The organism is Methylobacterium oxalidis (assembly GCF_007992195.1).
Classification (GTDB): Bacteria; Pseudomonadota; Alphaproteobacteria; order Rhizobiales; family Beijerinckiaceae; genus Methylobacterium; species Methylobacterium oxalidis.
In genome coordinates this window covers 13,206-37,465 of sequence record NZ_BJZU01000099.1, presented here as the reverse complement: position 1 = coordinate 37,465, position 24,260 = coordinate 13,206, and the positions used below count along the sequence as shown (strand labels likewise).

Sequence of the window (24,260 nt, the reverse complement as noted above, 5' to 3'; positions counted from 1 at the left end):
GAGGCCGTTCCTCAGCTGCGTGACCGCGCGATCCGGATGCTCCGAGTTCCTGAAGCGCATTGCCACTCAAGCGGATCCTGAAGCTGAATCGGCTTCGGCCCGGCGTCAAGGTCCTGCTCACGTCAGGCTATGTGGCGAACCTCGACGAAGGTCAGGTCATCGGCCACGGCGAGATGCCGGTCCTGAACAAGCCCTACCGCCGCGACGAGCTCGCCCGCTCGCTGCGCCTGGTGCTGGGGGGAGAAGGACGTTGACCCGTTAGCGAGGGCGCCAACGACTAGCGTGAGTCCGGCGGCAACGGCGCACATAGGAGCCTGAGGCCGGCGCGTTGTGGCTGCCTACGTGCAAGAGGTCCGCTTGCTGTCAGGAGACGGACCTTCGAGTTGCGCAAACCCAAGGTGCAGATCGGGTCATGTGAGGCATTCAGCTGAACCGCACCAATCGTCCGCTTTCTCACGATCTAAGCTCCGAAGCGGACGGGCCGCAAACGGCCACAGGAAGACGGGCTGCGCAATCGGTGTGGCGGGTGGAACGAGGCGCATGCTGGCGCGTCCTGCTTCGGCATCCTCGGAGAAATTAGATGGCCGATGTCATCAAGCCCGCGTTCAGGCGTGAGCCAGTACACGCGGCGGATCTGGAGCGGGTCTTCGGAGAAGCCGCAGGCCTGCTCGTCGGATTGCGCCGCGTCGCAGCCCCATATGGAGAGGAACTCCAGGTAACAGTCTGCGCGGAGGCCCTATCAGTCCCTCGCCCCGTGGCGGTCGTGCTTGCGAACAACGCCGGCGAGGATGAGGTCGACCGCACTGGGAAGGCCGTTCTTGAAGCGCTTCAGTTTGCGGAAGCCATTGCTCGTGGGAAACTCCAGGGATGAGTGCACCTGCCTGTGCCACGAACAGAACGTTGCCCACGGCCGGCAAGCAAATCGTCCGCTTTGCGCCCATTCCCGCCGTACTGCCGATCCAGACGGTGTCTCCGAAGCGGACGTTCGCCTAGTGGGCATGATGCAGCGCAACCTGCTCTGCCATGCGTCGGGGCCGTCGCAATATGCAGAGAGAGGATCGTGGCGTCAGGGCTCAACCCGTGGTGTCTACCGGGTGGCTGTGTCGGGCCCCGTGGCGCGGTGGGCGTCCGGCGCGGGATCTACGGCCCGCGTGCGGTGGGGGTCGCCCGGCGCGGATACTACGGGCCGCGGGCAGTCGGTGTCCGGCGCTACCGACGCTGGTGACGCCCATCTCCGCCGCTCCACCCTCAGTGTTAACGGCTGAGGCCGCCATGCGTGCTCGGCTTACGTCAGACCCTGTTTGAGCCTAGACTTCGGAGTGGCTTCTGCGGCGGCAAGGTCGCCGAGCCGCTTCTCGATGGTCACGCGCAATTGCGAGATGATCCGCTCCATGAGCTGGAAATCGTCGCGCTGGATATCGCCCGCGGCGAGCCTCTCGAAGAGCCAGTCCATCATGCCTTCGAGCTCTGCGTCGGCAGCGGCCAGCTGTTCGGCTGAGCCGACCTGGGCCAGCCGTACAAGCTCAACCACTCGACGAAGTTTCGCCCGGGCCTCGTTGCTGCGGCGCAGCCTGCTCCTGGACGCGATCCAGCCCACGAGCGGTGCCAGGATGGCGAAGACCATGACGGCGAGCCAGTAGAAGTTGACTGTCTGGTCCAGCAGGCTCTCCTGTTCACCGTTCAGGTAGGCCAGCGTCCCGGGATGGACGGGGAGCAGCGAGGACCTCTCGGTGTCGGGAGCCTCCATCTGGGCTGCCGCCGGCAAGGTCGCAGCGAGCTTCGCCTTCGTCGTCATCAAGAGCCGTGTGAGTTCGCCTGCCACGCGATCCGGCAACGAGGCGCGAGAGACGAGCAGGATGCGAACGGCGACGGTGTTGATCGTTTCCGCGGGTTCGGTTGGTGTTCCCCCGTAGGTCCCTTGCTTGATCTCGACCGACTGATAGGCAGGCCACCTGGCGACGATGGCATCCGCTTCCGCGATGTCCAGGTAGGACGGCCTGGACTTGAAGCTCTTCCGAATGCTCGCGAAGGCGTCCGGGATCGGCCCCGGACCAATCGGCCCGGTGACAAGGGCGGCGGCAACACGCTTCGCCTTCAGCGCGGGTCCGAATTCCGCCGGCGGCATCTCGATCAAGTCTGACGCAGGCAGGCCGTAGAAGGCGGTGAAGACCTTGAGCAGGCCGGGATCGAACCCCCTCGCCAGGGCAAGCTTCTTGCCCGCGAGCTCGCTCACGTTCTCGATCTTGGCTTCCGGTGGCAGAAGAACCGCGACCCCGTCCTGCCGCAGCACGAAGATCGTTCGTCCGTGCGCCGCCGCCTCGTCGTCGCTCCTCACGACGGCGAGATCGACTCGGCCGTCCGTGAGGGACTTCGCACTCTGGGACAGGCTGTCCGTCGGAACGGGGACCAAATGCACAAGGGGATGCTCCGCGGACAAATCGCGGATGAAGGCGGCGAGCACCTTCTGTCCGTCGCTCCCGACGGGTCCGGTCGCCAAGGTCAAAGTGTATCTCGCCGAGACGAGCGAGGGGTAGCGCGTCAGGGTGTAGGCACCGGCCGCCACCCCGGCGAAGAGCATTCCCACGACCGCGACGATCTTGAGGAAGGGCCTCATTGCGCGCTGGGCCCGATGGGCCCGTCGTGGATGCGTCGGATGCGCCAGAGCTCCAGGACAGAAACCGCCCCGACAGCATAGGCGGAGGCCAACAGGACGTTGGTGAGCCGCGAGACGAAGGCTTCGCCGCTACCGCCCGGCAACGGTGTCAAACCAAGGCCCAACAGAAGGATGAAGGTTGAAAGGGCGATGACGTAGATCGGCGCACGCTGGCCGGCGGTCGCGATGCGGCCTGCAAAGGCCAGAGTTGCCGCGAGGCACACCGCGAGGAAGAACGGGAAGGTCTCGTTCAGCAGGACCAAGTTGTAGACGGCGGCCGCCGCCGAACCGCCGATGAGGTTGCCGACGATGAGGCCCAACGCCGCGCGCTGCCCCTGCTCGGGATCGTGCTGACGGAGCAGGTTCACGATGACGATCAGCACGACGACGGCGAGTTCCGACGCGACGAGAACGAACTCTGTCAGGACTGGCAGCAGGACGAGAGTGTTCAGGAGCGCCTCCCGTGCTGCCTCAGGCGGGCCGGGAGCATCCGAGGCGCCTGCCGACGCCTGAGGCCCAGAATCGGTCGCGTCTCCGGGGAACGCTGCGAACGCGGCCCAAGTCGTCAGCACCGCTACGATGCCCGCCGATGTGAGTGCACCCGCAAAGTTCACGGCTGCGTCGGGTGAGGCGACGGCGAGGACTGGCAGGGAGACTGCCGAGATCTGGACGAGGAGTGTCAGGAGGTTCGGTGCGCCCCTCAAGTGAGCATAGAACGACAGGTAGAGCAGGAGAGCGAGGGTAAGGATCAGGGTGGCGGGCTGGCTGAGGAGTGACGTTGTGATTGCGAGGACCGCCCCCGTCGACAACCCGACCAAGAGGATAAGAGCGAGGCCCTGGGGCAGGCTCGGCGGCTGCCGCATCTTCGTGAGGATTTGTGCCGTCAGCATCGGAGCCAAGAACGTTGCGTCCCACCCGAGTGCCTCGACGAGCGCGAAGCAGGCGGTTACGCCAACGGCGAGACGGAGCGCGGCACGACGCAAACCGACAGGCTCTGAGCCGCTCGTCAGGTCAGTGGACATAGGTCAGGAGGGCCATGAGCCGCATCCGGAACCGACCGATGGCGTTCATCACGGGGTTGTCGTCGGGAAAGACCATTACGCTGGCCTGCGAGCCGACCCGCAGGGGACGGGTTTCCCGATCGAACTCAATCCGCACCGGCATGGTTTGAGGCGTTCTGATCCAGCCGCTCTGGGTGCGCGGGGTCGGCAAGCCAGTGCGTGCATCGACGCTGCGGTTTCCGACGCCGTAGCCCAGTGCTGCGACCCGTCCTGGGATCACCCGGCCCGGGAGAATATCGAGAACGATCTCGACCGGGTCGCCGACTTTGATGCTCTCCAGGCTGTTCTCGCGAAACGCGGCCTCGATCCAAACCTCGCGCAGGTCGATGTAGGTCATGGCGGCCTCGCCCTTGCCGAGCACCTGACCGACCGCAAGCGAGAGATTGGTGACGCCGCCGTCAGAGGGAGCAACGACTGTGGTGCGCGTGAGGTCGAGATTGGCCTGCGCCAGCGCCCCCATGGCCTCTCGGATCTGGGGATTGTCTTTGCCCTGCGGCCCAAGGGTCTGCTGGGCCTTCTCAACTTCAGCCTGGGCTTGGGACACTGCCGCTTCGGCCGAGTCGAGCGCCGTCTGCGCCTGCTGCTGACGTGCTTGGGCATAGACGCCCTTCTTGACCAGCTCGAAGATGCGCCCCGTCTGCTCGCGCGCATTCTCTCGCTTCGAGAGCGCGGCGGCAAGATTGGCCTGTGCCGATGCGACGGCCGCCGTCGAGGCACCGATAGACTGCCCAGCAGCTTCAAGGTTCGCCTCGGCGCGCTGAACGGCGAGGGCGTACTGATCCGGATCGATGCGGAAGAGGATCGTGCCGGCCTCTACGCGCTGGTCGGTGCGGACGCCGACTTCAGTCACCTTTCCGGCGACTTCTGGAGCAATCCGCACGAGGTAGGCCTGTACCAGCCCCTGTGATGTGTAAGGTGTCTCCCGATCAGCGGCGATGCCGTAGGCGAAGAGAGCAGCGCCTATCGCGATGACAACCAGAGTGATGCGGCGTACCGGGTTTCTTGTACGGGTTCGACTTTGCGCTGGTGGGTCAGGCATGGAGCCGTCGCTCTCTCGATCACCTGACATCCGGTCCATGAGTAAGGCGCCCTCTCAGTTGAGCTTTCGGTAGAAGCGCACAATCGCCTCTTCAGCTATGAGCATCGTGACGACTACAATCACCAAGGCGACAATTCCGTGAAAAGCGCCCTCAAATCGAACTTTATCACCGAATGCAAAAGCAAGAGCTTCCAATATAGCAAACTTTGATCCGAACATAACTAGCCAAGCGCAGAAGAAGCGCAGGAATCGCATGAATGCTCCAGATCTTGCGTTGAAGAACTCGGCGACCCAATGCTCAACCACAATGGTCAACTTCAGCAAGATTTGCAATAAAATAGCTGCAAGCAACGATATCGTGAAAGATTCAACGAATACGTTTTCAGAGTACTCCGCAAATAAATTTAACACCACTAGATCGATCAATATAGCGGTAAAGTACCTTACAAAAAGTCTTTGATTGTTAGAAGGTGGAACGGCCGATAGCGGCAAGAAATCGTCAATCTGCGTTGCCATGACTCTGCCTGACCGCCGATGGTTTGCGAATCGACTTGCAATGAATTCATACATAAAAATTAAGCGAAGTCGAAGCCAACCGGAGTGACAATCACCTGCATCCTCAACATCGGTTGCTTGGTCTGCCTGTTGGCCGAAGAAGGGTGAGTGCTGCCGCTGGTTCAGTCTGGGCGCTCCTCGGCGCGTGAAGAGGCCTCCGACTGCAACTGCTTCGGCTGCACGAACTCGGTACGCCGCTGGCAGCTGGCGCCCTGTCTCCCGATCTGCTTTCCTCGAGCAGCAAGAAGGCATCCACGATGCCCAGCGTCCGCTCGCTCGTGATCGCTGCATCAGCTGAAAGGCACAGGGTTGAGCGGCTTCGCTGCCGACCGGAATCCGCGGGCTGTGCTCAGGTTGATGCGGAAGGGATCGGCTGCACCCGCTGGACAGCTGCGCAGATGGCCTGCGCGATCTCAGCAGGGCTTCCGATCAGGTTGATGGGACCATCGTAGGCAATCGCGTTCTCCGGCATGCCGCGCAGGGGTAGCGCGTCGGGCGTGAGAACCATCGAGAGGCCGCCCACGCCGTTGATGGCCGCGAGCCCTCGCGAGCCGTCATCGAGCGAGCCGGACAGCACTTCTGTGGCGCTCCCTGCCAGAGCCAAGCGATCGTGCCCGCCTTGCGGAGGATCGAAGACAACGGTCTCAAACGACTGAAGGGCCTGGATCTGATGGTGTGTTTCTCGGGCAGAAGCCAAGGTTCGGCTGTGGGGCAGAGGGGCTGCATGTGTCTTGTTTGTCGGCCGGGTACACTATCTGGCTGATCGCCTCTGAAATGAAGCGCGCGAGGCAGCCGCCCCACGCGATCGGCCAAATCCTCGAAGCCATATGACGAGTGGCAGTAACATCGATCGCAAGATCAAATCATCTAGAACGGGCTCATCCTTCCTGACGGCGCCCACGAGCGCTGACCTCGGTCAGCGTGATCGCGAACGCTTTACGAGTGCGAGCGACTCGTCTCGAGCCCACTCGGCGCGGATAGAACGAACTCAATCGTCGCGATGAAGGCGGGCCCACCTCGCATAGAAGCTCACGGCTGCCGGGCTGCATGCAAACTGCGATTGCTCGCGCGGACCGCCGTGCCCTGCGAGTTGGCATGACCGAGGCAAAATCGACGCTGTGGATTATTATGGGGTTGCTGGCGGTGAAAGCCAGTAAGCCACAAGCACTGCGTTTCGATGCTATGTGCTTGGAGTGAAATGGTCGGAGCGAGAGGATTCGAACCTCCGACCCCTAGTCCCCCAGACTAGTGCGCTAACCGGGCTGCGCTACGCTCCGACGCCCCGAGAGGGCCTGCGCGTCTTAGCTTTCCGGTTCCGCGGGCGCAACCCCCATCCGCACGGCCGCACAGGGTGCTGGCGGCGGCGGTCCCGGAGAGGTAACCCGGGCGGCCCGCAACGCCCTTTCACCCTCGCCGGACGCTCATGACGGACAGACCGGTCGCCTTCGATCTCACCCGCCTGATCACGCGGCTGCGGCACGCGAGCCCGAGCGGCATCGACCGGGTCGATCTCGCCTATGCGCGCTGGGCGCTCGCGGGTGCGGGCCCGCGCTTCGGCCTCGTCACCACCGCTCTCGGGCCCCGGGTCGTCGACCGCGGGCGCGCGGCGCGGATCGTCGACGCCGTCGTCGCCGGCTGGGTCGAGGATATCGAGGCGGAGGACGACCCCGTGTACCGCCGCCTCGCGGCGCGGCTCGGCGCGTGCACGGCGGCGACGGCGCCGCACCGGGCAGCGGCGAGCGGCGACGGATTGCGGCGGCGCCGGATCCAGATCGAGACGGCGCTGAGCACGCTGCGGGCGGAAGGGCCCGAGGCGCTCCCCCACGGGACGCTCTATCTGCACACCTCGCACCTGCGCCTCGATCGGCCGGAACGCTTCGACTGGCTCTACGACCGCCCCGACATCCGCCCGGTCTTCTTCCTGCACGACCTCATCCCGATCACCCACCCCGAGTACGGGCGGCCGCGCGAGTCGGAGCGCCACCGCCTGCGGATGGAGACGGTGGCGCGCCACGCCGCCCACATCGTCGTGAACTCCGCCGATGTCGGCGCGCAGGTGGCCCGGCACATCGCGGACGGCGGGCTGCCGGTGCCCGGCATCACGGTGGGGCATCTCGGCATCGAGCCGGCCTTCCGCCCCGAGGGGCCGCGGATCGACCTCGACCGGCCGACCTTTCTCGTCTGCGGCACGATCGAGCCGCGCAAGAACCATCTGCTCCTGCTCCATCTCTGGCGCAGCCTCTCGCAGGAACTCGGCGTGGGCGCGCCCCGCCTCGTCCTCGTCGGGCGCCGCGGCTGGGAGGCGGAGAACATCGTCGACCTGCTCGACCGCTGCGCCGCGATCCGCGACAGCGTGGTCGAGGTCTCCGGACTGTCGACCCACGGCCTGGGCGCCCTGATGCGCTCGGCGACGGCGCTGCTCATGCCCTCCTTCACGGAAGGCTACGGCCTTCCCGTCGTCGAGGCGGCCGCGAGCGGGCTGCCAGTGGTCGCCTCGGACATCCCGGTCCACCGGGAGGTCGGCGGCCCCTTCGCCGCCTTCCTCGACCCGCTCGACGGGCCGGGCTGGCGGCGGGCGGTCGCGGAGCTGAGCGAGCCGGGCTCGCGCCGGCGGAGCGAGCTCTCCGCCGGCCTGATCGGATACGCTCCGCCCACATGGACGGGCCATTTCCAGCGGGTCGAGGCGGCGCTCGGCACTCTTCGCCGGTGAGGCCCGAGTTGCGCCGGTGACGGCTGACGAATATGGAAAGACGTCAGCCAAGTACCCGCCGTACTTCCGTCCGGGCCGAAGCGCCGGACACGCGTCCCCGCCCCCATCGCATCCCACCCGCCCCGTCGGCTATGGATGCCTCGGACCGCGGCGCCGGCCGCGCGCAGACTGACAGGGATGGATGGGATGAAGATCGTCGATCTGGACCGGGACACGATCAAGCAGGGATTGGCCGACGACGCCCTCCTGCTGATCGACGTGCGCGAGCCCCACGAGTTCGAGAGCGGACACATCCCGGGCGCGGTGCTGCACCCGCTGTCGAGCTTCGACACGGGCGCGCTCGCCGAACTCATCGCCAACGACGCGCGCAGGCCCGTCTTCTCCTGCGCCTCGGGCGTCCGCTCGGTGCACGCCCTTGCGGCGGCCCAGCAGGCGGGGCTGCCGATCGAGGCCCATTACCGCGGCGGCTTCAAGGACTGGCTCGGCGCCGGTGAACCCGTCGAGTGACGGGACCGACGGGCGGCATGGTCGGCCGATCTCATCCCACCCGCACGCAGGGCGTGTGCGGTGGCGCACGACGCGGCGCCGCTTGGCCGAGTAGGGCGCGGAGCGTAGGGAAACCCATCATGCACATGCGCCGGTTCTCGAAGCTCCTCCTGGCGGCCGGGCTGGGGGCATCGCTCCTGTCCGCGAGTCTCGCCGCGCCGGCCCGCGCCCAAGCGCCCGGCGGCCCGCCGCCCACCGTCACCGTGGCGAAGCCCGTGGTCCGCGAGATCGTCGAGCGCGATTCCTACACGGGCCGCTTCGACCCGGTCGAGATCGTGGAGGTGCGCGCCCGGGTCACCGGCTACCTCGACAAGATCGCCTTCCAGGACGGCGCCAACGTGAAGAAGGGCGACCTGCTCTTCGTGATCGACCGTCGCCCCTACAAGGCGGCGCTCGACCAAGCGACGGCGACGCTGACCTCGGCCAAGGCCCGGCTGAACTTCACGCAGACGGACCTGGAGCGCGCCCAGACGCTGAGCCGCTCGGGCAACATCTCCGAGCAGGTCACCGACCAGCGGCGCCAAGCCTCGCAGACCGCGCAGGCCGACGTCGACAACGCCGAGGCCGCGCTCCGGCAGGCGCAGCTCAACTACGACTTCACCGAGGTCCGCTCGCCGATCAGCGGGCGCATCAGCCGCCGCCTCGTCACCGAGGGCAACATCGTCATCACGGACCAGACGCTGCTGACGACGATCGTCTCGCTCGACCCGATCTATTTCGGCTTCACGGTCGATGAGCGCTCCTTCCTGAAGTACCAGGGCAGCCTCGGCATCGGCATGGGCGCCTCGCAGCGGGGCCAGGGCGTGCCGATCCTGATCGCGCTCACCGGCGAGGACAAGCCGACCCGCAAGGGCACGCTCGACTTCGTGGACAACCGCGTCGACAACCAGACCGGCACGGTGCTGCTGCGCGCCACCGTCGAGAACCCGGACAATTTCATCAAGCCGGGCCTGTTCGGCATCGTCTCGCTGCCGGCGACGAAGCCCTTCCGGGGCATCATGCTGCCCGACGAGGCGGTCTCGGCGAACCAGGACAAGCGCATCGTCTACGTGATCGCCGACGACGGCACCGCCTCGGCCCAGGAGGTCAAGCTCGGGCCGAAGGTCGACGGCTACCGGGTGATCCGCGACGGGCTCAAGGGCGACGAGACCATCGTGATCAACGGCCTCACCCGCGTGCGCCCCGGCGCCAAGGTGACGCCCGAGATGAAGACGCTGCCGCCGACCCGCAGCTGAGGCGCCGAGGGGCGTCCGAACGACGACCGACGATCGCCGCCCGGGGCCGTCACCCCGGGCGTCGCGCCGCTGACGACGCAGGCCGCAGGCCGCCGCGAGGCGCCGCGCGGCGAGAGGTTTGACCGATGCGTTTTGCCCATTTCTTCGTCGATCGCCCGATCTTCGCGTCGGTCACGTCGATCATCTTCCTGATCCTCGGCTACGTCGCCTACGAGTCGCTGCCGGTCTCGCAGTACCCCGAGATCGTGCCGCCGACGGTGACGGTGCGCGCCTCCTATCCGGGCGCCAACGCCGAGACGGTGGCAGCCACCATCGCGACGCCGATCGAGCAGGAGATCAACGGCGTCGACAACATGCTCTACATGACGTCGCTCTCCACGAACGACGGCAACATGCAGCTGACCGTGACGTTCAAGGTCGGCACCAACCTCGATATCGCGAACGTCCTCGTGCAGAACCGGCTCTCGGTGGCCCAGCCCCGCCTGCCGCCGGACGTGCGCAACCTCGGCGTCACGGTACGCAAGGCCTCGCCCGACCTGATGCTGGTCGTGCACCTGCTCTCGCCGAACAAGACCTACGACCAGAACTACCTCGCGAACTACATCTACCTGAACATCCGCGACGAGATGCTCCGCCTCGACGGCGTGGGAGACATCACGATCTTCGGCGGCAACGAGTACGCGGAGCGCATCTGGCTCGACCCGAACAAGCTCGCCGCCTACGGACTCTCGACCACCGACGTCATCGGCGCCCTGCAGGAGCAGAACGTGCAGGTGGCGGCCGGCGCCCTCGGCGCGCCGCCGGCCCCCTCCTCCTCGGCCTTCCAGCTCGTGGTGCAGTCGCAGGGGCGCTTCCAGACGCCCGACGAGTTCGCCAGCGTGATCGTGAAGGCGAGCGACGGGCGCCTCGTGCGCCTGAAGGACATCGCTCGCGTCGAGATGGGCCAGAAGGACTACACGACGAACTCCTTCCTCAACGCGACCCCCGCGGTCGGCATCGGCGCCTTCCAGCGCCCCGGCACCAACGCGCTCGCCGCGGCCGCCTCGGTGAAGGCGACGATGGAGCGGCTGAAGGCGAACTTCCCGCCGGACGTCGAGTACCGCATCGCCTACAACCCGACCGAGTTCATCGAGGAGTCGATCCACGAGGTCTACAAGACCCTGTTCGAGGCGGTCGCCCTCGTGGTCATCGTGGTGCTCGTCTTCCTGCAGAGCTGGCGCACCGCGCTGATCCCGGTCATCGCGATTCCCGTCTCGCTCGTCGGCACCTTCGCGGTGATGGCGGCACTTGGCTTCTCGCTCAACAACCTGACGCTGTTCGGCCTCGTCCTCGCCATCGGCATCGTGGTCGACGACGCGATCGTCGTGGTGGAGAACGTCGAGCGCAACATGGCCGAGGGGCTCTCCCCCGGCGAAGCGGCGCACAAGACCATGGACGAGGTCGGCGGCGCGGTCGTCGCCATCGCGCTGGTGCTCGCGGCGGTGTTCATCCCGACCGCGTTCATCCCCGGCATCTCGGGCCAGTTCTACAAGCAGTTCGCGCTCACCATCGCGGCCTCGACGATCATCTCTGCCTTCAACTCGCTGACGCTCTCGCCCGCGCTCTGCAAGCTGCTCCTGAAGCCCCACCACGCGCACGCGCAGCCGAAGTTCTTCCTGACGCGCTTCGTGAACTGGCTGGCCAACGGCTTCAACAAGGCGTTCGACAAGCTCTCGCACGGCTACGCCGCGACCATCCGCTTCCTCACGGCGAACGCGGTCGGCCTGATCGCGATGCTCCTCGTCTACGCCGCCTCGATCGCGGGGACGATCCACCTCGCGCAGACGACGCCGACCGGCTTCATCCCGGACCAGGACCAGGGCTACCTGATCGGCGTCGTGCAGCTCCCCTCGGGCGCCTCCCTCGACCGCACGACCGCCGTGGTGACGAAGGCCGCCGAGATCGCGCGCGGCGTCGACGGGGTGACGAACACCGTCATCATCGCGGGCTTCGACGGCGCCACCTTCACGAACACCACCAACGCGGCGGTGATGTTCCTGACGCTGAAGAACGCCAAGGAGCGGGCGGCGCAGGGGCGCAGCGCCGCCGTGGTCACGGGCGACGTGCTCAAGGCCACAGCCGGCATCCAGGAGGCGCGCATCATCGTGATCCCGCCCCCGCCGGTGCGCGGCCTCGGCACGGGCGGCGGCTTCAAGATGCAGATCGAGAGCCGGCAATCCTCGTCGATCGGGCCGCTCCTGGCGGCCGCCGGCGAGCTGATCGGCCAGGCGAACCAGAGCAACGAGGTGCAGCGGGTCTTCACGACCTTCGGCAACGACACGCCGCAGCTCTTCATCGACATCGACCGCACGGTGGCGCGGATGCTCAACGTGCCGCTCGCCAACGTCTTCTCGACGCTGCAGTCGAACCTCGGCGGCGCCTACGTGAACGACTTCAACACGCTCGGCCGCATCTATCAGGTCCGCGTGCAGGCCGACGCGCCCTTCCGCGTCAGCCAGGAGGACATCACGCAGCTCAAGGTCCGCTCCTCCACCGGCGCGCTCGTGCCGATGGGGACACTGGCCCAGATCCGCGAGATCACCGGCCCGCAGATCGTGCAGCGGTTCAACCTGTTCTACTCGGTGCCGATCCAGGGCACGGCCAAGCCCGGCATCTCGACGGGCCAGGCCCTCGACGCGATGGAGGATATGGCCAAGAAGGCGCTGCCCGAGGGCTACGCCTACGACTGGACCGAGATCGCCTACCAGCAGAAGGCGGCGGGCGGCACGGCGATCTACGTCTTCGCCCTCGGCGTGCTCCTCGTCTTCCTGGTGCTGGCCGCGCAGTACGAATCCTGGGCGCTGCCGCTGGCGATCATCCTGGTGGTTCCGACAGGCGTGCTCGCCGCGCTGTTCGGAGTGCAGTTGCGAGGGCAGGACAACAACATCCTCACGCAGATCGGGCTCATCGTGCTCATCGGTCTGGCGGCGAAGAACGCGATCCTGATCGTGGAGTTCGCTCACCAGATCGAGGAGACCGAGCACAAGGGGCCGGTGGCCGCCGCCGTGGAGGCCTGCCGCCTGCGCCTGCGCCCGATCCTGATGACGGCCTTCGCCTTCATCCTCGGCGTGCTGCCCCTCGTCATCGCGACGGGCCCCGGCGCCGAGATGCGTCAGGCGCTCGGCACCGCCGTGTTCTTCGGCATGATCGGCGCCACCTTCTTCGGCCTGTTCCTGACGCCGGTCTTCTACGTGGTGATCCGCAACGTGCTGATCTGGATCGCGCGCAAGCGCGGGAAGGACCCGCAGAACACGACGCCGGACAAGCACGACCCGCACGCGACGCCGGCCCATCCCTGAGGGCCGGCCCACATCGGAGGCGTCCCGCGGCCCCGCTCCCGTGTCGATTCGGCACTGGGGCGGGGCCGCAACCGTTTCGGGCGACCCGCATTGATCGGCCGAGCAGGGACGATCGCGAGGTGTGCGGATGGCGCGTGTGGCAGTCGTGACCGGTGGGACGGCGGGGATCGGGCTCGCCACGGCCCATCTCTTCGCCGCACGGGGCTGGTCGGTCGCCGTGATCGCTCGAGACCGGGGCCGCCTCGACGCGGCGCGGGAGGCACTCGCAGGCTACGGGCGTCCCGTCCTCGCGATCTCGGCCGAAGTCGCTGACGCACAAGCCGTCGACGCGGCGGCGGAACGGATCGAGCGCGAGCTCGGGCCGATCCAGGCCTGGGTGAACAACGCGATGTCGACCATCGTCAGCCCGGCCGACAAGATCGCCCCCGAGGAGTACCGGCGCGTCACCGAGACCACCTACCTGAGCCAGGTCTTCGGCACGCTGGCGGCGCTCCGCCACATGAAGCGGCGCAACCGCGGGGCCATCGTGCAGGTCTCCTCCGGCCTCGGGATCCGCGCCGCGCCCCTGCAGGCACCCTACTGCGCGGCAAAGTTCGCGGTCTCGGGCTTCACCGACGCGCTGCGCGCCGAGCTGATCCACGACCGGGTCGACGTCTCGCTCACCGTCGTCTACCTGCCCGCCGTCAACACGCCGCAGTTCAACTGGGCCCGCACCCGCACCGGCCACGGCCAGAACGCGCCGGACCCGGTCTTCGACCCGCGGCTCTGCGCCGAGGCGATCGTCTACGCGGTGGAGCACCCGCGGCGCGAGATCTGGGTCGGCCGCTCCTCGCTGATGATGGCGGTGGCGCAGGCCGTGGCGCCGGGCTTCGCCGACCGCAAGGCGGCCGATGCCTGGGAGAGCCAGCTCGAGGAGGAGCCGGTGCCGGACCGCGCCGGCAACCTGTTCGAGCCCGTGCCCGGCGCAGTCGGAAGCGAGGGCCGATTCGGCGACCGCATGAAACGGACCCGCTCCGAGTTCTGGACGAGTCGCGAGCGGGACCTCCTCGTCCTCGGCCTCGCGGGCGTCGCCACCCTCGGCTTCGCGGGCCTCGCGGCCGCCGCGCGGGCGCCGCGCCGGCTGCTCGGGAGACGCTAGCGGGCGAGCCCGTGCAATCGCGCCGCCCGCCTGCTAGGTGAGCCCCAAGCCAACAGCCGCGAGAGACCCGTGCCCGGATACCTGCCCTTCGCGGGCGCCCTCAAGCTGCCCGCCTACACCTGCGACAATTGCGGGTTCTGGCAGCGCCATTTCGAGGCGCCCCCGCACTGCCCGATGTGCCTCGACGCCCGCCATGTCGTGCCGCAGGACGGCTGGCGCTTCTGGACCGAGCGGCAGGCGCAGGAGCGCTTCCCCTGCCACTGGCAGGAGCTGGAGCCGGGGGTGTGGCGGTTCTGGAACGAGCCCGTCTCCGGCATCGGGCCGAGCGCCTACCTGATCCGGACGGACACCGGCAACATGGGCTTCGAGGGTTGCCCCGTCTTCAGCGAGGCGGCGCTCGACCACATCGAGAGCCTCGGCGGCATGCAGGTCCTCTCGGCCTCCCACCCCCATTCCTACGGCGCCCTCGTGCAGTTGCAGGACCGGTTCGACCCGGAACTCTGCCTGCCGGCCGCCGACTTCATCTGGAGCCCGGCGCTGCAGGTCTCGTGGCCCTACGACGACTTCCTGGAGCCCCTGCCCGGACTGGAGCTGCACCGCACCGCCGGCCATTTCGACGGCCACGCCGTCCTGTTCGACCGGGCGCGCAAGATCCTGTTCTGCGGCGACGCGCTGAAGTTCGAGCTCGACCCGGGCGACTTCCGGAAGGCGCTCACCATCTCCGCCCACAAGGCGTTCGTGCGCGGCGTGCCGCTGACGATCAACGAGCTGCGGCGCTACCGGGACGTCTTCTCGCAACTCGACTTCGCGCAGACCTGGACGCCCTTCGAGCCGGCGGCGAATTGCGGCCGGGCCGAGGTGCTGGCGCTGATCGACCGGATGCTGGGCACGCGCCCGCACGCGGCCCCGGTGCCGCTCGACAGCCTGCGGGCCTGAGCGACGGGCAGGGTCCTCCGCCCTAGGACTCGGGCGGCAGCCTCAGGGCGGCCAGCGCGTCCCGGCAGGCCCGGAGCTCGGCCAGCGCCTCCCTCAGGGCGGCTTGGCCGCCGACCGCGACGGCGGCGCGCGCGGGATCCGCGGGCAGCAGGATCGCGCCGGCCTCGGTCTCCTGCGGAGAGGGCGCGGCAGCCGCGGCCTCGCCGCGGCCGACCGCCTGCACGAAGCGCACCCCGTTCTCCCGCAGCACGCGCTGCGCGCCGCGGATCGTGTAGCCCTGCCCGTGGAGAAGCTGGCGCACGCCGCGCAGGAGGTCCACGTCGCCGGGGCGGTAGTAGCGACGCCCGCCGGCGCGCTTCACGGGCCGGATCTGGGCGAAGCGGGTCTCCCAGAAGCGCAGGACGTGCTGCGGCACGTCGAGATCGTCCGAGACCTCCTTGATCGTCCGGAAGGCGTCCGGCGCCTTCTCGGCGCGGGCGGCCTCGTCGGCGGCTCCCGTCACGGCTGCGAGCGGCATCGTCGCCCCCTTCCCTCAGGACTCGGCCGGCCGCGGGCGTAGCGCCGCCCGTTGGCCGGACGGTCCGGCCGGCCTCAATCGTCGCTGTCGGCGTGGACGCCGTTCGCCCCGTTGATCCGCGCCTTCAGGACGTTCGAAGGCTTGAACACCATGACCTGGCGCGGCTCGATCGCCACCTCGACGCCGGTCTTGGGGTTGCGGCCGACGCGCTTGCCCTTGCTGCGCACCACGAAGGATCCGAACGAGGACAGCTTCACCGTCTCGCCCTGGGCGAGGCAGGTGCAGATCTCCGACAGGACCGTCTCGACCAGCGCGGACGATTCCGTGCGCGAGAGACCAACCTGCTGATAGACGGCCTCGCTCAGATCGGCGCGTGTGACCGTCTTTCCCGTCATGCGTTAACCCCCTCAACGATTCGTCGTTCGCGGCGTATCTCTATGATCCGGCACGCTAATCCGGCTCAGACGCGGGGTCAACCGCGGGCCGGGACGCGGACCTTGCGAAATTCCGACCCGGGCGATCGCCCCGGATTGCGGCGCCTCACCAGCGGATCACCGCGGCGCCCCAGGTGAATCCGCCGCCGATCGCCTCGATCATCACGAGGTCGCCCTCGCGGATGCGCCCGTCCTTGCGGGCGGCGTCGAGGGCGAGCGGGATCGAGGCTGCCGAGGTGTTGCCGTGCCGGTCGACGGTGAGGACCACCTTCTCGCGGGCGATGCCGAGCTTGTCGGCGGACGCCTCGATGATCCGGCGGTTGGCCTGGTGGGGCACGAACCAGTTCAGCTCCTCCGCCGTCGTACCGGAGGCACGGAAGGCGTCCTCGATCACGTCGGTGACGGAGCCCACCGCGAAGCGGAACACGTCGCGTCCCTCCATGCGGAGGAAGCCCGTGGTGCCGGTGGAGCCCGGGCCGCCGTCGACGTAGAGCTTCGAGCGGTGGCGCCCGTCCGAGCGCAGGCTCGCGGTGAGCACGCCCCGATCCGACTTCGTGCCCGCGCCCTCGCGCGCCTCCAGGACGATGGCGCCCGCGCCGTCGCCGAACAGCACGCAGGTGGTGCGGTCCTCCCAGTCGAGGATGCGCGAGAAGGTCTCGGCCCCCACAACGAGGGCGCGGCGGGCGGCGCCCGTCGTCAGGAACTTGTCCGCCGTCGCCACACCGTAGACGAAGCCGGCGCAGACCGCCTGCAGGTCGAAGGCCGCACCCTGGTGGATGCCGAGGCCGGCCTGGATCTGCGTGGCGGTGGAGGGGAAGGTGTGGTCGGGCGTCGAGGTCGCGCAGATGACGAGGTCGATGTCCTCCGGGCCGAGGCCCGCCTCGCCGAGGGCGGCCTGCGCCGCCCGGACGCCGAGGACCGAGGTGGTCTCGCTCTCGTCGGCGAGGTGGCGCTGGCGGATGCCCGTGCGCTGGACGATCCACTCGTCGGAGGTGTCGACGCGCTGGGCGAGGTCGTCGTTCGTCACGACCCGGGCGGGCAACGCCGAGCCGCAGCCGACGACGACGGAACGCAGGGCTACCATGGTGATCCTTCCCCCGCCAGCCTCATGCCGAGACCACGGCGGGCGTCTGGTCGAGCATCTCGCGGATGGTGCGCATCAGGTCGTGACGGGCCATGTCGTGGGCAAGGTCGATCGCCGCGGCGAAGCCCTGCGCGTTCTCCGAGCCGTGGCTCTTGATGACGATGCCCTCGAGCCCGAGGAAGACGCCGCCATTGGCGCGGCTCGGGTTCATCTTCTCGCGGAGTGCCCGGAACGCGCTGCGCGCGAACAGGTATCCGATCTTGGCCGACAGCGTACGGCTCATGGCCGAGCGCAGGTAGGAGCCGATCTGCTTGGCGGTGCCCTCGGCGGTCTTCAGGGCGATGTTGCCGGTGAAGCCCTCTGTGACCACCACGTCGACGGTGCCGCGGCCGAGATCCGTGCCCTCGACGAAGCCGTGGTAGGCGAAGTTCGGCAGTTCCATCTCGCGCAGGAGGCGCGCGGCCTCCTTGACGGCCTCGTTGCCCTTCATCTCCTCGGTGCCGACGTTGAGGAGGCCGACGCTCGGCGTCTCGAGGTCGAACACGATGCGGGCCATGGCCGAGCCCATCACCGCCATCTCGACGAGGTGCTCGGCATCGGTGCCGATCGTGGCGCCGACGTCGAGCACCACGCTCTCGCCGCGCACGGTGGGCCACAGGCAGGCGATGGCCGGACGCTCGATGCCGGACATGGTCTTCAGGCAGATCTTCGACATCGCCATCAGCGCGCCGGTGTTGCCGGCCGAGACGCAGGCGTCGGCCTGCCCGTCGCGCACGGCCTGGATCGCCTGCCACATCGAGGACTTGCCGCGGCCCTGGCGGACCGCCTGGCTCGGCTTGTCGTCCATCGCCACCGAGACCGTGGTGTGGCGGATCTCGACAGCGCCCTTCAGGCGCGGCTCGGCGTCGACGAGGGGGCGGATCACCGCCTCGTCTCCGAACATCAGGAACGTTGTCTCCGGATGGCGCTCGCGGGCGATGGCCGCACCCGGCACGACGGTCGACGGCCCGTGATCGCCGCCCATGGCGTCGAGCGAGATGCACACGCGTTGTGACATTGGTCTTGTGTCGCGGCCTCGTGCGGAGGGCTGCCGGGTCGCGGGGCCACGCTCGGATCGAGGGGACCGCCCGGCGCGGCGGAAAATAGCGAACCGTGCCGGACGGGCAAACGAAATCTGAGATCCGGCTGCTGCGTCGCCCTATTCCGGCACCGGCTCGCTCCCCCGCAGCCGCGCCAGGGCCGCGAACGGCTTCTCGTCCGCGTCCTCCTGCCGCTCCTCGAACGCGATGCCGGGCTTGCGCGGGTAGGGGTCGAGACCGAGCGCCAGGAACTCCGCGGTGAGCGCGCCGAAATCGATGCGCCCGTTCACGATCGGATCGGGGATGTCGACGTCCTCGGCGTCGGTGCCGACGAACTGGTCCGTGTCGGTGAACTCCACCTCCACCGGCTCGCTGACCTTCGCCTCGAAGGGGTCGAGGCTGACCGTGCAGACCTGCGTCACCAGCGCCTCCACGGTGCCGGTGACGCGCAGCCGGTTGAGCGAGCCCTCGAGGTCGAAGCGGCCGACGAGATCGCGGATGCCGGGGATCCCGAAATCCTTGGCGAGGGCGTCGCACTCGGCCTGGCTCGCCTCGACGGTCACGGCGCCGCGCCCCTGCGGCATGCGCTCGACGTTGACGGAGCGGCTGAGCGGGCCGCCGTCGTGCCGGTTCATCTCGCTGCGGCTCATGCTGCGCCTCCGAACGCCTCCGGGTCGGGAAAGGGGGGGCCCGCCGTCAGGAACGTGTCGAGGTCGGTTCCGGACAGCGCCGCGCTCGCGGCCGTGACGTAGGCCGCGAGGGCGGCGGCGGCGTCCGGCTCGTCGCGTCCGAGCACGTTGCGGGCGAGCGCCGCCCGCAGCGCAGCCTGGTCGCCGGCGTCGAGCGCCGCGTCGTAGCCGGCCGCGCGCCCATAGAAGGCGGCGCCGAGCTTCTTCATGCGCTTGGGCACGCCGAAATCACCCACGCCGAGTTCCCGCAGCGAAGCGTCGAGCTGCAGGAAGACCGAGTTCACGAGGTCCTGCGCCACGTCCGCGGCCGGGGCCGGCAGCCGGTTGAGGCGCCGCAGGACGAGGATGACGTGCAGGCTCAGGCACTCGAAGCGGCCCTCGACCGTGTCCGGAACGCCGAGGCGGGTGTAGAGCCCGACCTGCCGGGACGCTTCGTTGGTGCGGGCGTGGAGCTGGCGGATGGCCGCCCGGCGCTCGTCCCCGCGGCGGAAGAAGCGGGCGATCATCGGGCGCACCCGTCGGGTTGCAGGATGGCCGTGAGGTGTGGCCGAGCTTGCCTTGTCAAAACCATAACCCCGCGGTACGGCAACCCACGGCCAAGGCGCAAGCGTCCATCGGGCGCCAGCGCCTCGGGCCCGCGTTCGTGTCTGGTTTGCCAACAGAATCAAGGGGGGCCGATGTCGCGCCGTCTCGTCTCTGCGCTCGCTCGTCTCGCCGTAGTCGGCGTGCTGGGCGCCGGCGTGTCCGGCTGCATCGGTGAGGACCTGCGGCACGGCTACCAGATCGACCAGAACGCGGTGGCGCAGGTCAAGCCCGGCTCCAGCCCCGAGCAGGTCCTGCAGATCCTCGGCACCCCGTCCACCGTCTCCACGGTCGGCAACAAGTCCTGGTACTACATCTCCCAGAACACCCGCCGGACGGTGATGTTCCTCGGTGAGCAGGTCGAGGACCAGCGCGTCGTCGCGGTCTACTTCACGCCCGGCTTCAAGGTGGAGCGCGTCGCCCTCTACGGTCTGCAGGACGGGCGCATCTTCGACTTCATCGATCGCACGACGCCGACGAGCGGCCAGGATCGCGCCTTCCTCAGCCAGCTCTTCCGCGGCCTGACCCGCTACGAGCCCTTCGGCGGCAGCGGCGGCAGCCCGGTGCCCGGCGCAAACCGGGGCCTCTGACGGAACCCGCGGCGCCTCCGGGCGCCGCCTCCGCCCGCGCGCCCCCGATGATCCCCGAGGAGCCCGTGCGGGAGGGCCGGCTCGGTTTCCCGCGCTGGCGTCTGAGCCAGGGCGGCCTGATCGGGCCCGACGAGCGCCCGCCCCTCGGCCAGCTGCTCGCGCTCGCCCTCCAGCACGTGGTGGCGATGTTCGGCGCCACGGTGCCAGCGCCGACGCTGATGGGGTTCGACCCCGCCCTCGTCGCCCTGTTCTCCGGCGTGGCGACGCTCCTGTTCTTCGTCGTGGTCGGCGGCCGGGTGCCGAGCTACCTCGGGTCGAGCTTCGCCTTCATCGCGGTCGTGATTGCCGCGACCGGCTACGGCGGCTGCGGCCCGAACCCCAATCTCGCGGTGGCGCTCGGCGGGATCGTCGCGGCGGGCGCCCTCTACGCGCTCATCGGCGTGGCGGTGATGGTCGCGGGGCACGCCTGGATCGGTCGCCTGATGCCGGCTGCGGTGACGGGCGCGATCGTCGGCGCGATCGGCCTCAACCTCGCGCCGATCGGCGTGAAGGGCATCTCGGGCAGCGGCCTCGATGTCGGCGTCGGCCTCTTCACCATCGCGGCGGTCGTCCTCGCGGCCTCGTACCTGCCGGGGAGCGCCCGGCGGATCCCCCTGCTTGTCGCGGCGTTGGCGGCCGAGCTCCTCTACGCGCTGCTGGCGAACGGTCTCGGGCTCGCGAAGCCCCTCGACCTCGCGCGGGTCACGGACGCGCCCTGGTTCGGCCTGCCCCGCTTCGAGACGCCCGTCTTCGAGGCGGCCGCGATCTGGCTGATCGCGCCGGTCGCCGTGGTCCTCGTCGCGGAGAACCTCGGCCACGTGAAGGCCATCGGCGCGATGACCGGGCGCAACCTCGATCCCTATATCGGCCGGGCCTTCCTCGGCGACGGCCTCGCCACGATGCTGTCGGGCGCCTTCGGCGGCACCGGTGTCACGACCTACGCCGAGAACATGGGCGTGATGGCGGTTACGCGGATCTACTCGACCCTGGTCTTCGCCGCGGCGGGGCTCATGGCGATCCTGTTCGGGCTGTCGCCGAAGTTCGGCGCCCTGATCCAGACGATACCGGGCCCCGTGATCGGCGGCCTGTCGGTGGTGGTGTTCGGGCTCATCACGGCCGCGGCGGGACGGATCTTCGTGGAGAACCGGGTCGATTTCTCGAAGCCGCGTGTACTGCTCACGGTGGGCACCGCCCTGGTTCTGGGCGCGGGCGACTTCACGGTGAGCCTCGGCGACTTCCGGCTCGGCGGCATCGGCACGGCCACCGCCGCCGCCATCCTGCTCTATCACATCCTGCGGGACGAGTCGGCCTGACGCCTCAGGCCGACCCGGCGAGATCCGCGAAAAGCCCGGCGATCTCGGCGGGCTCCGCGAAGTGGTGGTCCGGGCCTAGCCTCGCGAGCGCGTCCGCCCGCGTGTAGCCCCAGCCGACCGCGCCGAAGGCGCAACCGGCGGCGCGGGCAGCCTCGGCATCGCGGATCTCGTCGCCGACGCTCAGAACCTCCGCCGGCGCCGCGCCGCAGCGGCGGATCAGCGCCGAGAGCCGGCGCGCCTTCCCGAACAGCGAGGCGCCGCAGGCGTAGGCGCCCACGAGGCCGGCGAGGTCCGGCCCGAGGACGCTGCGGACATTCGCCTCGGTGTTCGAGCTCAGCACCGCGAGGCCGGTGCCGCGGCGCGCCAGGGCGGTCATCGCCTCGGGCACGCCTGGGAACAGGCGCATCGCGCCGATGTCGCGGCTCGCCAGATCGTGCATGTGCCGGGAGATCGCCGGCAGCTTCCACAGCGGCACGCCGAGGCGCTTAACGATCTCGCGGGCCCCGAGCGCGCGCAGGGACTCGACCTCCTCTTCGTCGATGCGGCGGAAGCCGTAGCGGTCCGCGACGCCGTTGATGACGGAGCAGAACCACGGAAAGCTGTCGGCGAGCGTTCCGTCGAAATCGAGGACGACGAGGCGGTAGGGCGCGGGCGGGCGCTCGAAGGTCATCACGGTGCCGGGTCGGGAGGAATCGCGCCGCGCCTCAGTGGCGCAGGTTCGCGACGGGGACGCGCAGGCGCATGACCAGGCCGTCGGGAGCCCATTCGTGCTCCAGGCTGCCGTCGAGCTGGCCCGCGACGCTGCGCTCGGCGAGCACCGTGCCGAACCCGCGCCGGGTCGGCGAGTGGGCGATTGCCGGGCCGCCGGCCTCCGCCCAGGTCAGGTGGTAGGTGTCGCCCTCGATGCGGCCGGTGAGCGAGACCATTCCGGCCTCGGTGGAGAGGCCGCCGTACTTCACCGCGTTTGTCGCCTGCTCGTGCATGATCAGCGCGAGCGCGGTCGCGGACCGCTCGCCGACCGGCACGTCGTCTCCGCTGATGACCACGCGCTCGCGGCCCTCCTGCTCGTAGGCCGCCATGATCAACCGCATGAGGCCGAGGAGCGTCTGGCCCTCGACGGTCGGCGCGCTCTCCGGCGAGTGCGGGCGCACGTACTCGTGGGCCTGCGCCAGGGCCCCGAGGCGCTCCCGGAAGGCCTCGACGAAGGGCTTGGCCTGCGGATCGCTTCGTGCTGTCAGCGCCGCGATGCCGCCGACCACCGCGAAGATATTCTTGATGCGGTGGGAGAGCTCGCGGATCAGCAGGTCCCGGGCCTCCTCGGCGCGCTTGCGCTCGCGCAGGTCGCGGGTCACCGTCGCGTAGCCGACCTCGTTTCCGTCCGCATCGCGGACCGGGAAGATGTTGTAGAGGACGGCGATCGCCTCGCCCGTCCCGAAATGCCGGAAGGCGAGCTCGCCCTCCCACCAGCCCGAGCGGCGCACCGCCGGCAGCACCACATCGTCGAGGATGCGCGCGCTCGCCGGCATGAAGTAGTCGGGGATCTCGGTCCGGCGGGCTGCGTCGAGGTCGGGGAGGCCGACGAGTTGCAGCGCGGCCTCGTTGAGATGGACGATCCGGCCTTCGCGGTCCGTGACGCCGATGAAGTCCTTGGAGGTCTCGACCACGGCGGCGAGCTTGCGCGCCTCGCTCTCGACGCGCTTCAGGTCGTCGATGTCCGTGCAGGTGCCGAACCATCGCTCGATGCGCCCCTCGGCGTCGCGGATCGGCATGGCGCGGCCGAGGGTCCAGCGGTAGGCGCCGGAATGGTGGCGGAGCCGGTACTCGATCTCGTAGGGCTCGCCCGTCGCCAGCGAGTGGCGCCAGCGCGACCACGCCTTCTCCTGGTCGTCCGGGTGGAACACGCCGTTCCAGCCCGCGCCGTCCGTCGAACCGTAGGGCACGCCGGTGAACTCGTACCAGCGGTCGTTGTAATAGTCGTGGAACCCGTCCGGAAGCGTGGTCCAGACCATCTGCGGCATCGCCGAAGTCATCACCCGGAATCGCCGCTCGCTGGCCTCGAGCTCCGTCTCGCGGGCCGACACCGTGTCGAGCGTCTGCCGGAAGGCGAGGAGCGCGGAGATCTGGCGCGCGAGGGCGCAGAGCGTCTCGGCCTGCGCCGACGTGAGACCCTGCGGGCGAGGCTCGTGGTCGATGACGCACAGGCTGCCGAGCGGCAGGCCCGAGGGGCCGCGGATCACCGCGCCTGCGTAGAAGCGGATGTGCGGATCGTCGACGACCAGCGGGTTCTCGCGCGTGCGCCGGTCCGCCGTCAGGTCCGGCACCACCAGCAGCTCCTTCTCCCGGATCGCGTGGGCGCAGATCGAGCGGTCGAGGCTGGTCTCGCAGCAGCCGAGGCCGAGCTCGGCCTTGAACCATTGCCGCGCCTCGTCGACGAAGCTGACGAGCGCCATCGGCGCGTCGCAGATCCGCGCCGCGATCTGGATGAGGTCGTCGTAGGCGGCCTCCTGCCCGCTGTCGAGGATGTGCAGCGCGCGCAGTTCCGCGAGGCGCGCGGCCTCGACCGAGGCCGAGCCGGCGGAATCGTCCGGTCGCTCGGACGTCACGTGCGCGAATCCTTTCCCACGCAGGGAGACATAGGGTGGAAGCCGCTCCCAAGGAAGGACGCACCGCGCCGGCGACGTGACGGACAGGACCGTCGAGCGGCCCTGTCCCGAGATATCCA

Annotated in this window: 23 protein-coding genes and 1 tRNA gene; 10 read left to right on the top strand and 14 right to left on the bottom strand. The window is 68.9% G+C overall.

The features are described from left to right. The first annotated feature begins 59 nt into the window (after positions 1–59). A complete protein-coding gene (locus tag MOX02_RS21445) occupies positions 60–254 on the top strand; it encodes a hypothetical protein (protein ID WP_147027832.1) in 195 nt (64 codons plus the stop codon). Between the two features lie 326 nt (positions 255–580). Continuing rightward, positions 581–871 carry a hypothetical protein gene (locus tag MOX02_RS21440; protein WP_147027831.1) on the top strand — a complete coding sequence of 97 codons (291 nt, stop codon included), beginning with the start codon at positions 581–583 and terminating at the stop codon, positions 869–871. Positions 872–1,285: 414 nt separating this feature from the next. On the opposite strand, the gene MOX02_RS21435 is transcribed toward MOX02_RS21440, so the two are convergent. The 6 genes from MOX02_RS21435 to MOX02_RS21410 all read right to left on the bottom strand — a co-directional run bounded on the left by MOX02_RS21435 (position 1,286) and on the right by MOX02_RS21410 (position 6,585). Further along, a complete protein-coding gene (locus MOX02_RS21435) occupies positions 1,286–2,614 on the bottom strand; it encodes a TAXI family TRAP transporter solute-binding subunit (RefSeq protein WP_147027830.1) in 1,329 nt (442 codons plus the stop codon). After that, complete coding sequence (locus MOX02_RS21430) at positions 2,611–3,675, bottom strand: DUF2955 domain-containing protein (RefSeq protein ID WP_147027829.1); 1,065 nt, start codon at positions 3,673–3,675, stop codon at positions 2,611–2,613. Before MOX02_RS21430 ends, MOX02_RS21435 begins: the two co-directional genes overlap by 4 nt. After that, a complete protein-coding gene (locus tag MOX02_RS21425; RefSeq protein WP_147027828.1) occupies positions 3,665–4,753 on the bottom strand; it encodes an HlyD family secretion protein in 1,089 nt (362 codons plus the stop codon). Before MOX02_RS21425 ends, MOX02_RS21430 begins: the two co-directional genes overlap by 11 nt. Positions 4,754–4,807: 54 nt before the next feature. After that, a complete protein-coding gene (locus MOX02_RS21420; RefSeq protein WP_147027827.1) occupies positions 4,808–5,269 on the bottom strand; it encodes a hypothetical protein in 462 nt (153 codons plus the stop codon). A 388-nt stretch (positions 5,270–5,657) separates the two neighbouring features. Next, positions 5,658–5,885 (bottom strand): chemotaxis protein CheB, encoded by a 228-nt coding sequence (locus MOX02_RS32280; RefSeq protein ID WP_238178919.1) that lies wholly within the window; start codon positions 5,883–5,885, stop codon positions 5,658–5,660. Positions 5,886–6,507: 622 nt separating this feature from the next. After that, a tRNA-Pro gene (locus tag MOX02_RS21410) sits at positions 6,508–6,585 on the bottom strand. Positions 6,586–6,731: 146 nt separating this feature from the next. Here MOX02_RS21410 and MOX02_RS21405 point away from each other — a divergent pair. From MOX02_RS21405 to MOX02_RS21380, 6 genes are all read left to right on the top strand, one after another. Then, positions 6,732–8,018, top strand: a complete 1,287-nt coding sequence (locus MOX02_RS21405; RefSeq protein ID WP_147027825.1) for a glycosyltransferase family 4 protein — start codon at positions 6,732–6,734, stop codon at positions 8,016–8,018. Between the two features lie 186 nt (positions 8,019–8,204). Continuing rightward, on the top strand, positions 8,205–8,525 hold the full coding sequence (locus MOX02_RS21400; protein ID WP_147027824.1) for a rhodanese-like domain-containing protein: 321 nt from the start codon (positions 8,205–8,207) through the stop codon (positions 8,523–8,525). 125 nt (positions 8,526–8,650) lie between these two features. After that, positions 8,651–9,799 carry an efflux RND transporter periplasmic adaptor subunit gene (locus MOX02_RS21395; RefSeq protein WP_147027852.1) on the top strand — a complete coding sequence of 383 codons (1,149 nt, stop codon included), beginning with the start codon at positions 8,651–8,653 and terminating at the stop codon, positions 9,797–9,799. A gap of 125 nt (positions 9,800–9,924) precedes the next feature. Next, complete coding sequence (locus tag MOX02_RS21390) at positions 9,925–13,137, top strand: efflux RND transporter permease subunit (protein ID WP_147027823.1); 3,213 nt, start codon at positions 9,925–9,927, stop codon at positions 13,135–13,137. Positions 13,138–13,264: 127 nt separating this feature from the next. Beyond that, a complete protein-coding gene (locus MOX02_RS21385) occupies positions 13,265–14,275 on the top strand; it encodes an SDR family oxidoreductase (protein ID WP_147027822.1) in 1,011 nt (336 codons plus the stop codon). A 69-nt stretch (positions 14,276–14,344) separates the two neighbouring features. After that, positions 14,345–15,211: an MBL fold metallo-hydrolase gene (locus MOX02_RS21380; RefSeq protein WP_147027821.1), complete on the top strand. Its 867-nt coding sequence runs from the start codon at positions 14,345–14,347 to the stop codon at positions 15,209–15,211. 22 nt (positions 15,212–15,233) lie between these two features. On the opposite strand, the gene MOX02_RS21375 is transcribed toward MOX02_RS21380, so the two are convergent. The 6 genes from MOX02_RS21375 to MOX02_RS21350 form a co-directional block, all read right to left on the bottom strand. Then, positions 15,234–15,728: a MerR family transcriptional regulator gene (locus MOX02_RS21375; protein ID WP_147027820.1), complete on the bottom strand. Its 495-nt coding sequence runs from the start codon at positions 15,726–15,728 to the stop codon at positions 15,234–15,236. Between the two features lie 74 nt (positions 15,729–15,802). Further along, on the bottom strand, positions 15,803–16,123 hold the full coding sequence (locus MOX02_RS21370; protein ID WP_147027819.1) for an integration host factor subunit alpha: 321 nt from the start codon (positions 16,121–16,123) through the stop codon (positions 15,803–15,805). 145 nt (positions 16,124–16,268) lie between these two features. Further along, positions 16,269–17,246 carry a beta-ketoacyl-ACP synthase III gene (locus MOX02_RS21365; RefSeq protein WP_147027818.1) on the bottom strand — a complete coding sequence of 326 codons (978 nt, stop codon included), beginning with the start codon at positions 17,244–17,246 and terminating at the stop codon, positions 16,269–16,271. Between the two features lie 22 nt (positions 17,247–17,268). Further along, positions 17,269–18,303 (bottom strand): phosphate acyltransferase PlsX, encoded by a 1,035-nt coding sequence (plsX, locus tag MOX02_RS21360; protein WP_147027817.1) that lies wholly within the window; start codon positions 18,301–18,303, stop codon positions 17,269–17,271. A gap of 141 nt (positions 18,304–18,444) precedes the next feature. Next, positions 18,445–18,975 carry a YceD family protein gene (locus tag MOX02_RS21355; protein WP_238178921.1) on the bottom strand — a complete coding sequence of 177 codons (531 nt, stop codon included), beginning with the start codon at positions 18,973–18,975 and terminating at the stop codon, positions 18,445–18,447. Then, positions 18,972–19,520, bottom strand: a complete 549-nt coding sequence (locus tag MOX02_RS21350) for a ubiquinol-cytochrome C chaperone family protein (protein WP_147027816.1) — start codon at positions 19,518–19,520, stop codon at positions 18,972–18,974. Before MOX02_RS21350 ends, MOX02_RS21355 begins: the two co-directional genes overlap by 4 nt. Before the next feature lie 171 nt (positions 19,521–19,691). Here MOX02_RS21350 and MOX02_RS21345 point away from each other — a divergent pair, with 171 nt between their 5' ends. Continuing rightward, entirely contained in the window at positions 19,692–20,186 is a 495-nt protein-coding gene (locus MOX02_RS21345) for an outer membrane protein assembly factor BamE (RefSeq protein ID WP_147027815.1), read from the top strand. A 47-nt stretch (positions 20,187–20,233) separates the two neighbouring features. Continuing rightward, a complete protein-coding gene (locus tag MOX02_RS21340) occupies positions 20,234–21,538 on the top strand; it encodes a solute carrier family 23 protein (protein WP_147027814.1) in 1,305 nt (434 codons plus the stop codon). Between the two features lie 4 nt (positions 21,539–21,542). Here MOX02_RS21340 and MOX02_RS21335 read toward each other — a convergent pair whose 3' ends face one another. Both MOX02_RS21335 and MOX02_RS21330 read right to left on the bottom strand, forming a co-directional pair. Then, entirely contained in the window at positions 21,543–22,208 is a 666-nt protein-coding gene (locus MOX02_RS21335) for an HAD hydrolase-like protein (protein ID WP_147027850.1), read from the bottom strand. A 34-nt stretch (positions 22,209–22,242) separates the two neighbouring features. Further along, on the bottom strand, positions 22,243–24,141 hold the full coding sequence (locus MOX02_RS21330; protein ID WP_147027813.1) for a PAS domain S-box protein: 1,899 nt from the start codon (positions 24,139–24,141) through the stop codon (positions 22,243–22,245). Positions 24,142–24,260 lie beyond the last annotated feature (119 nt).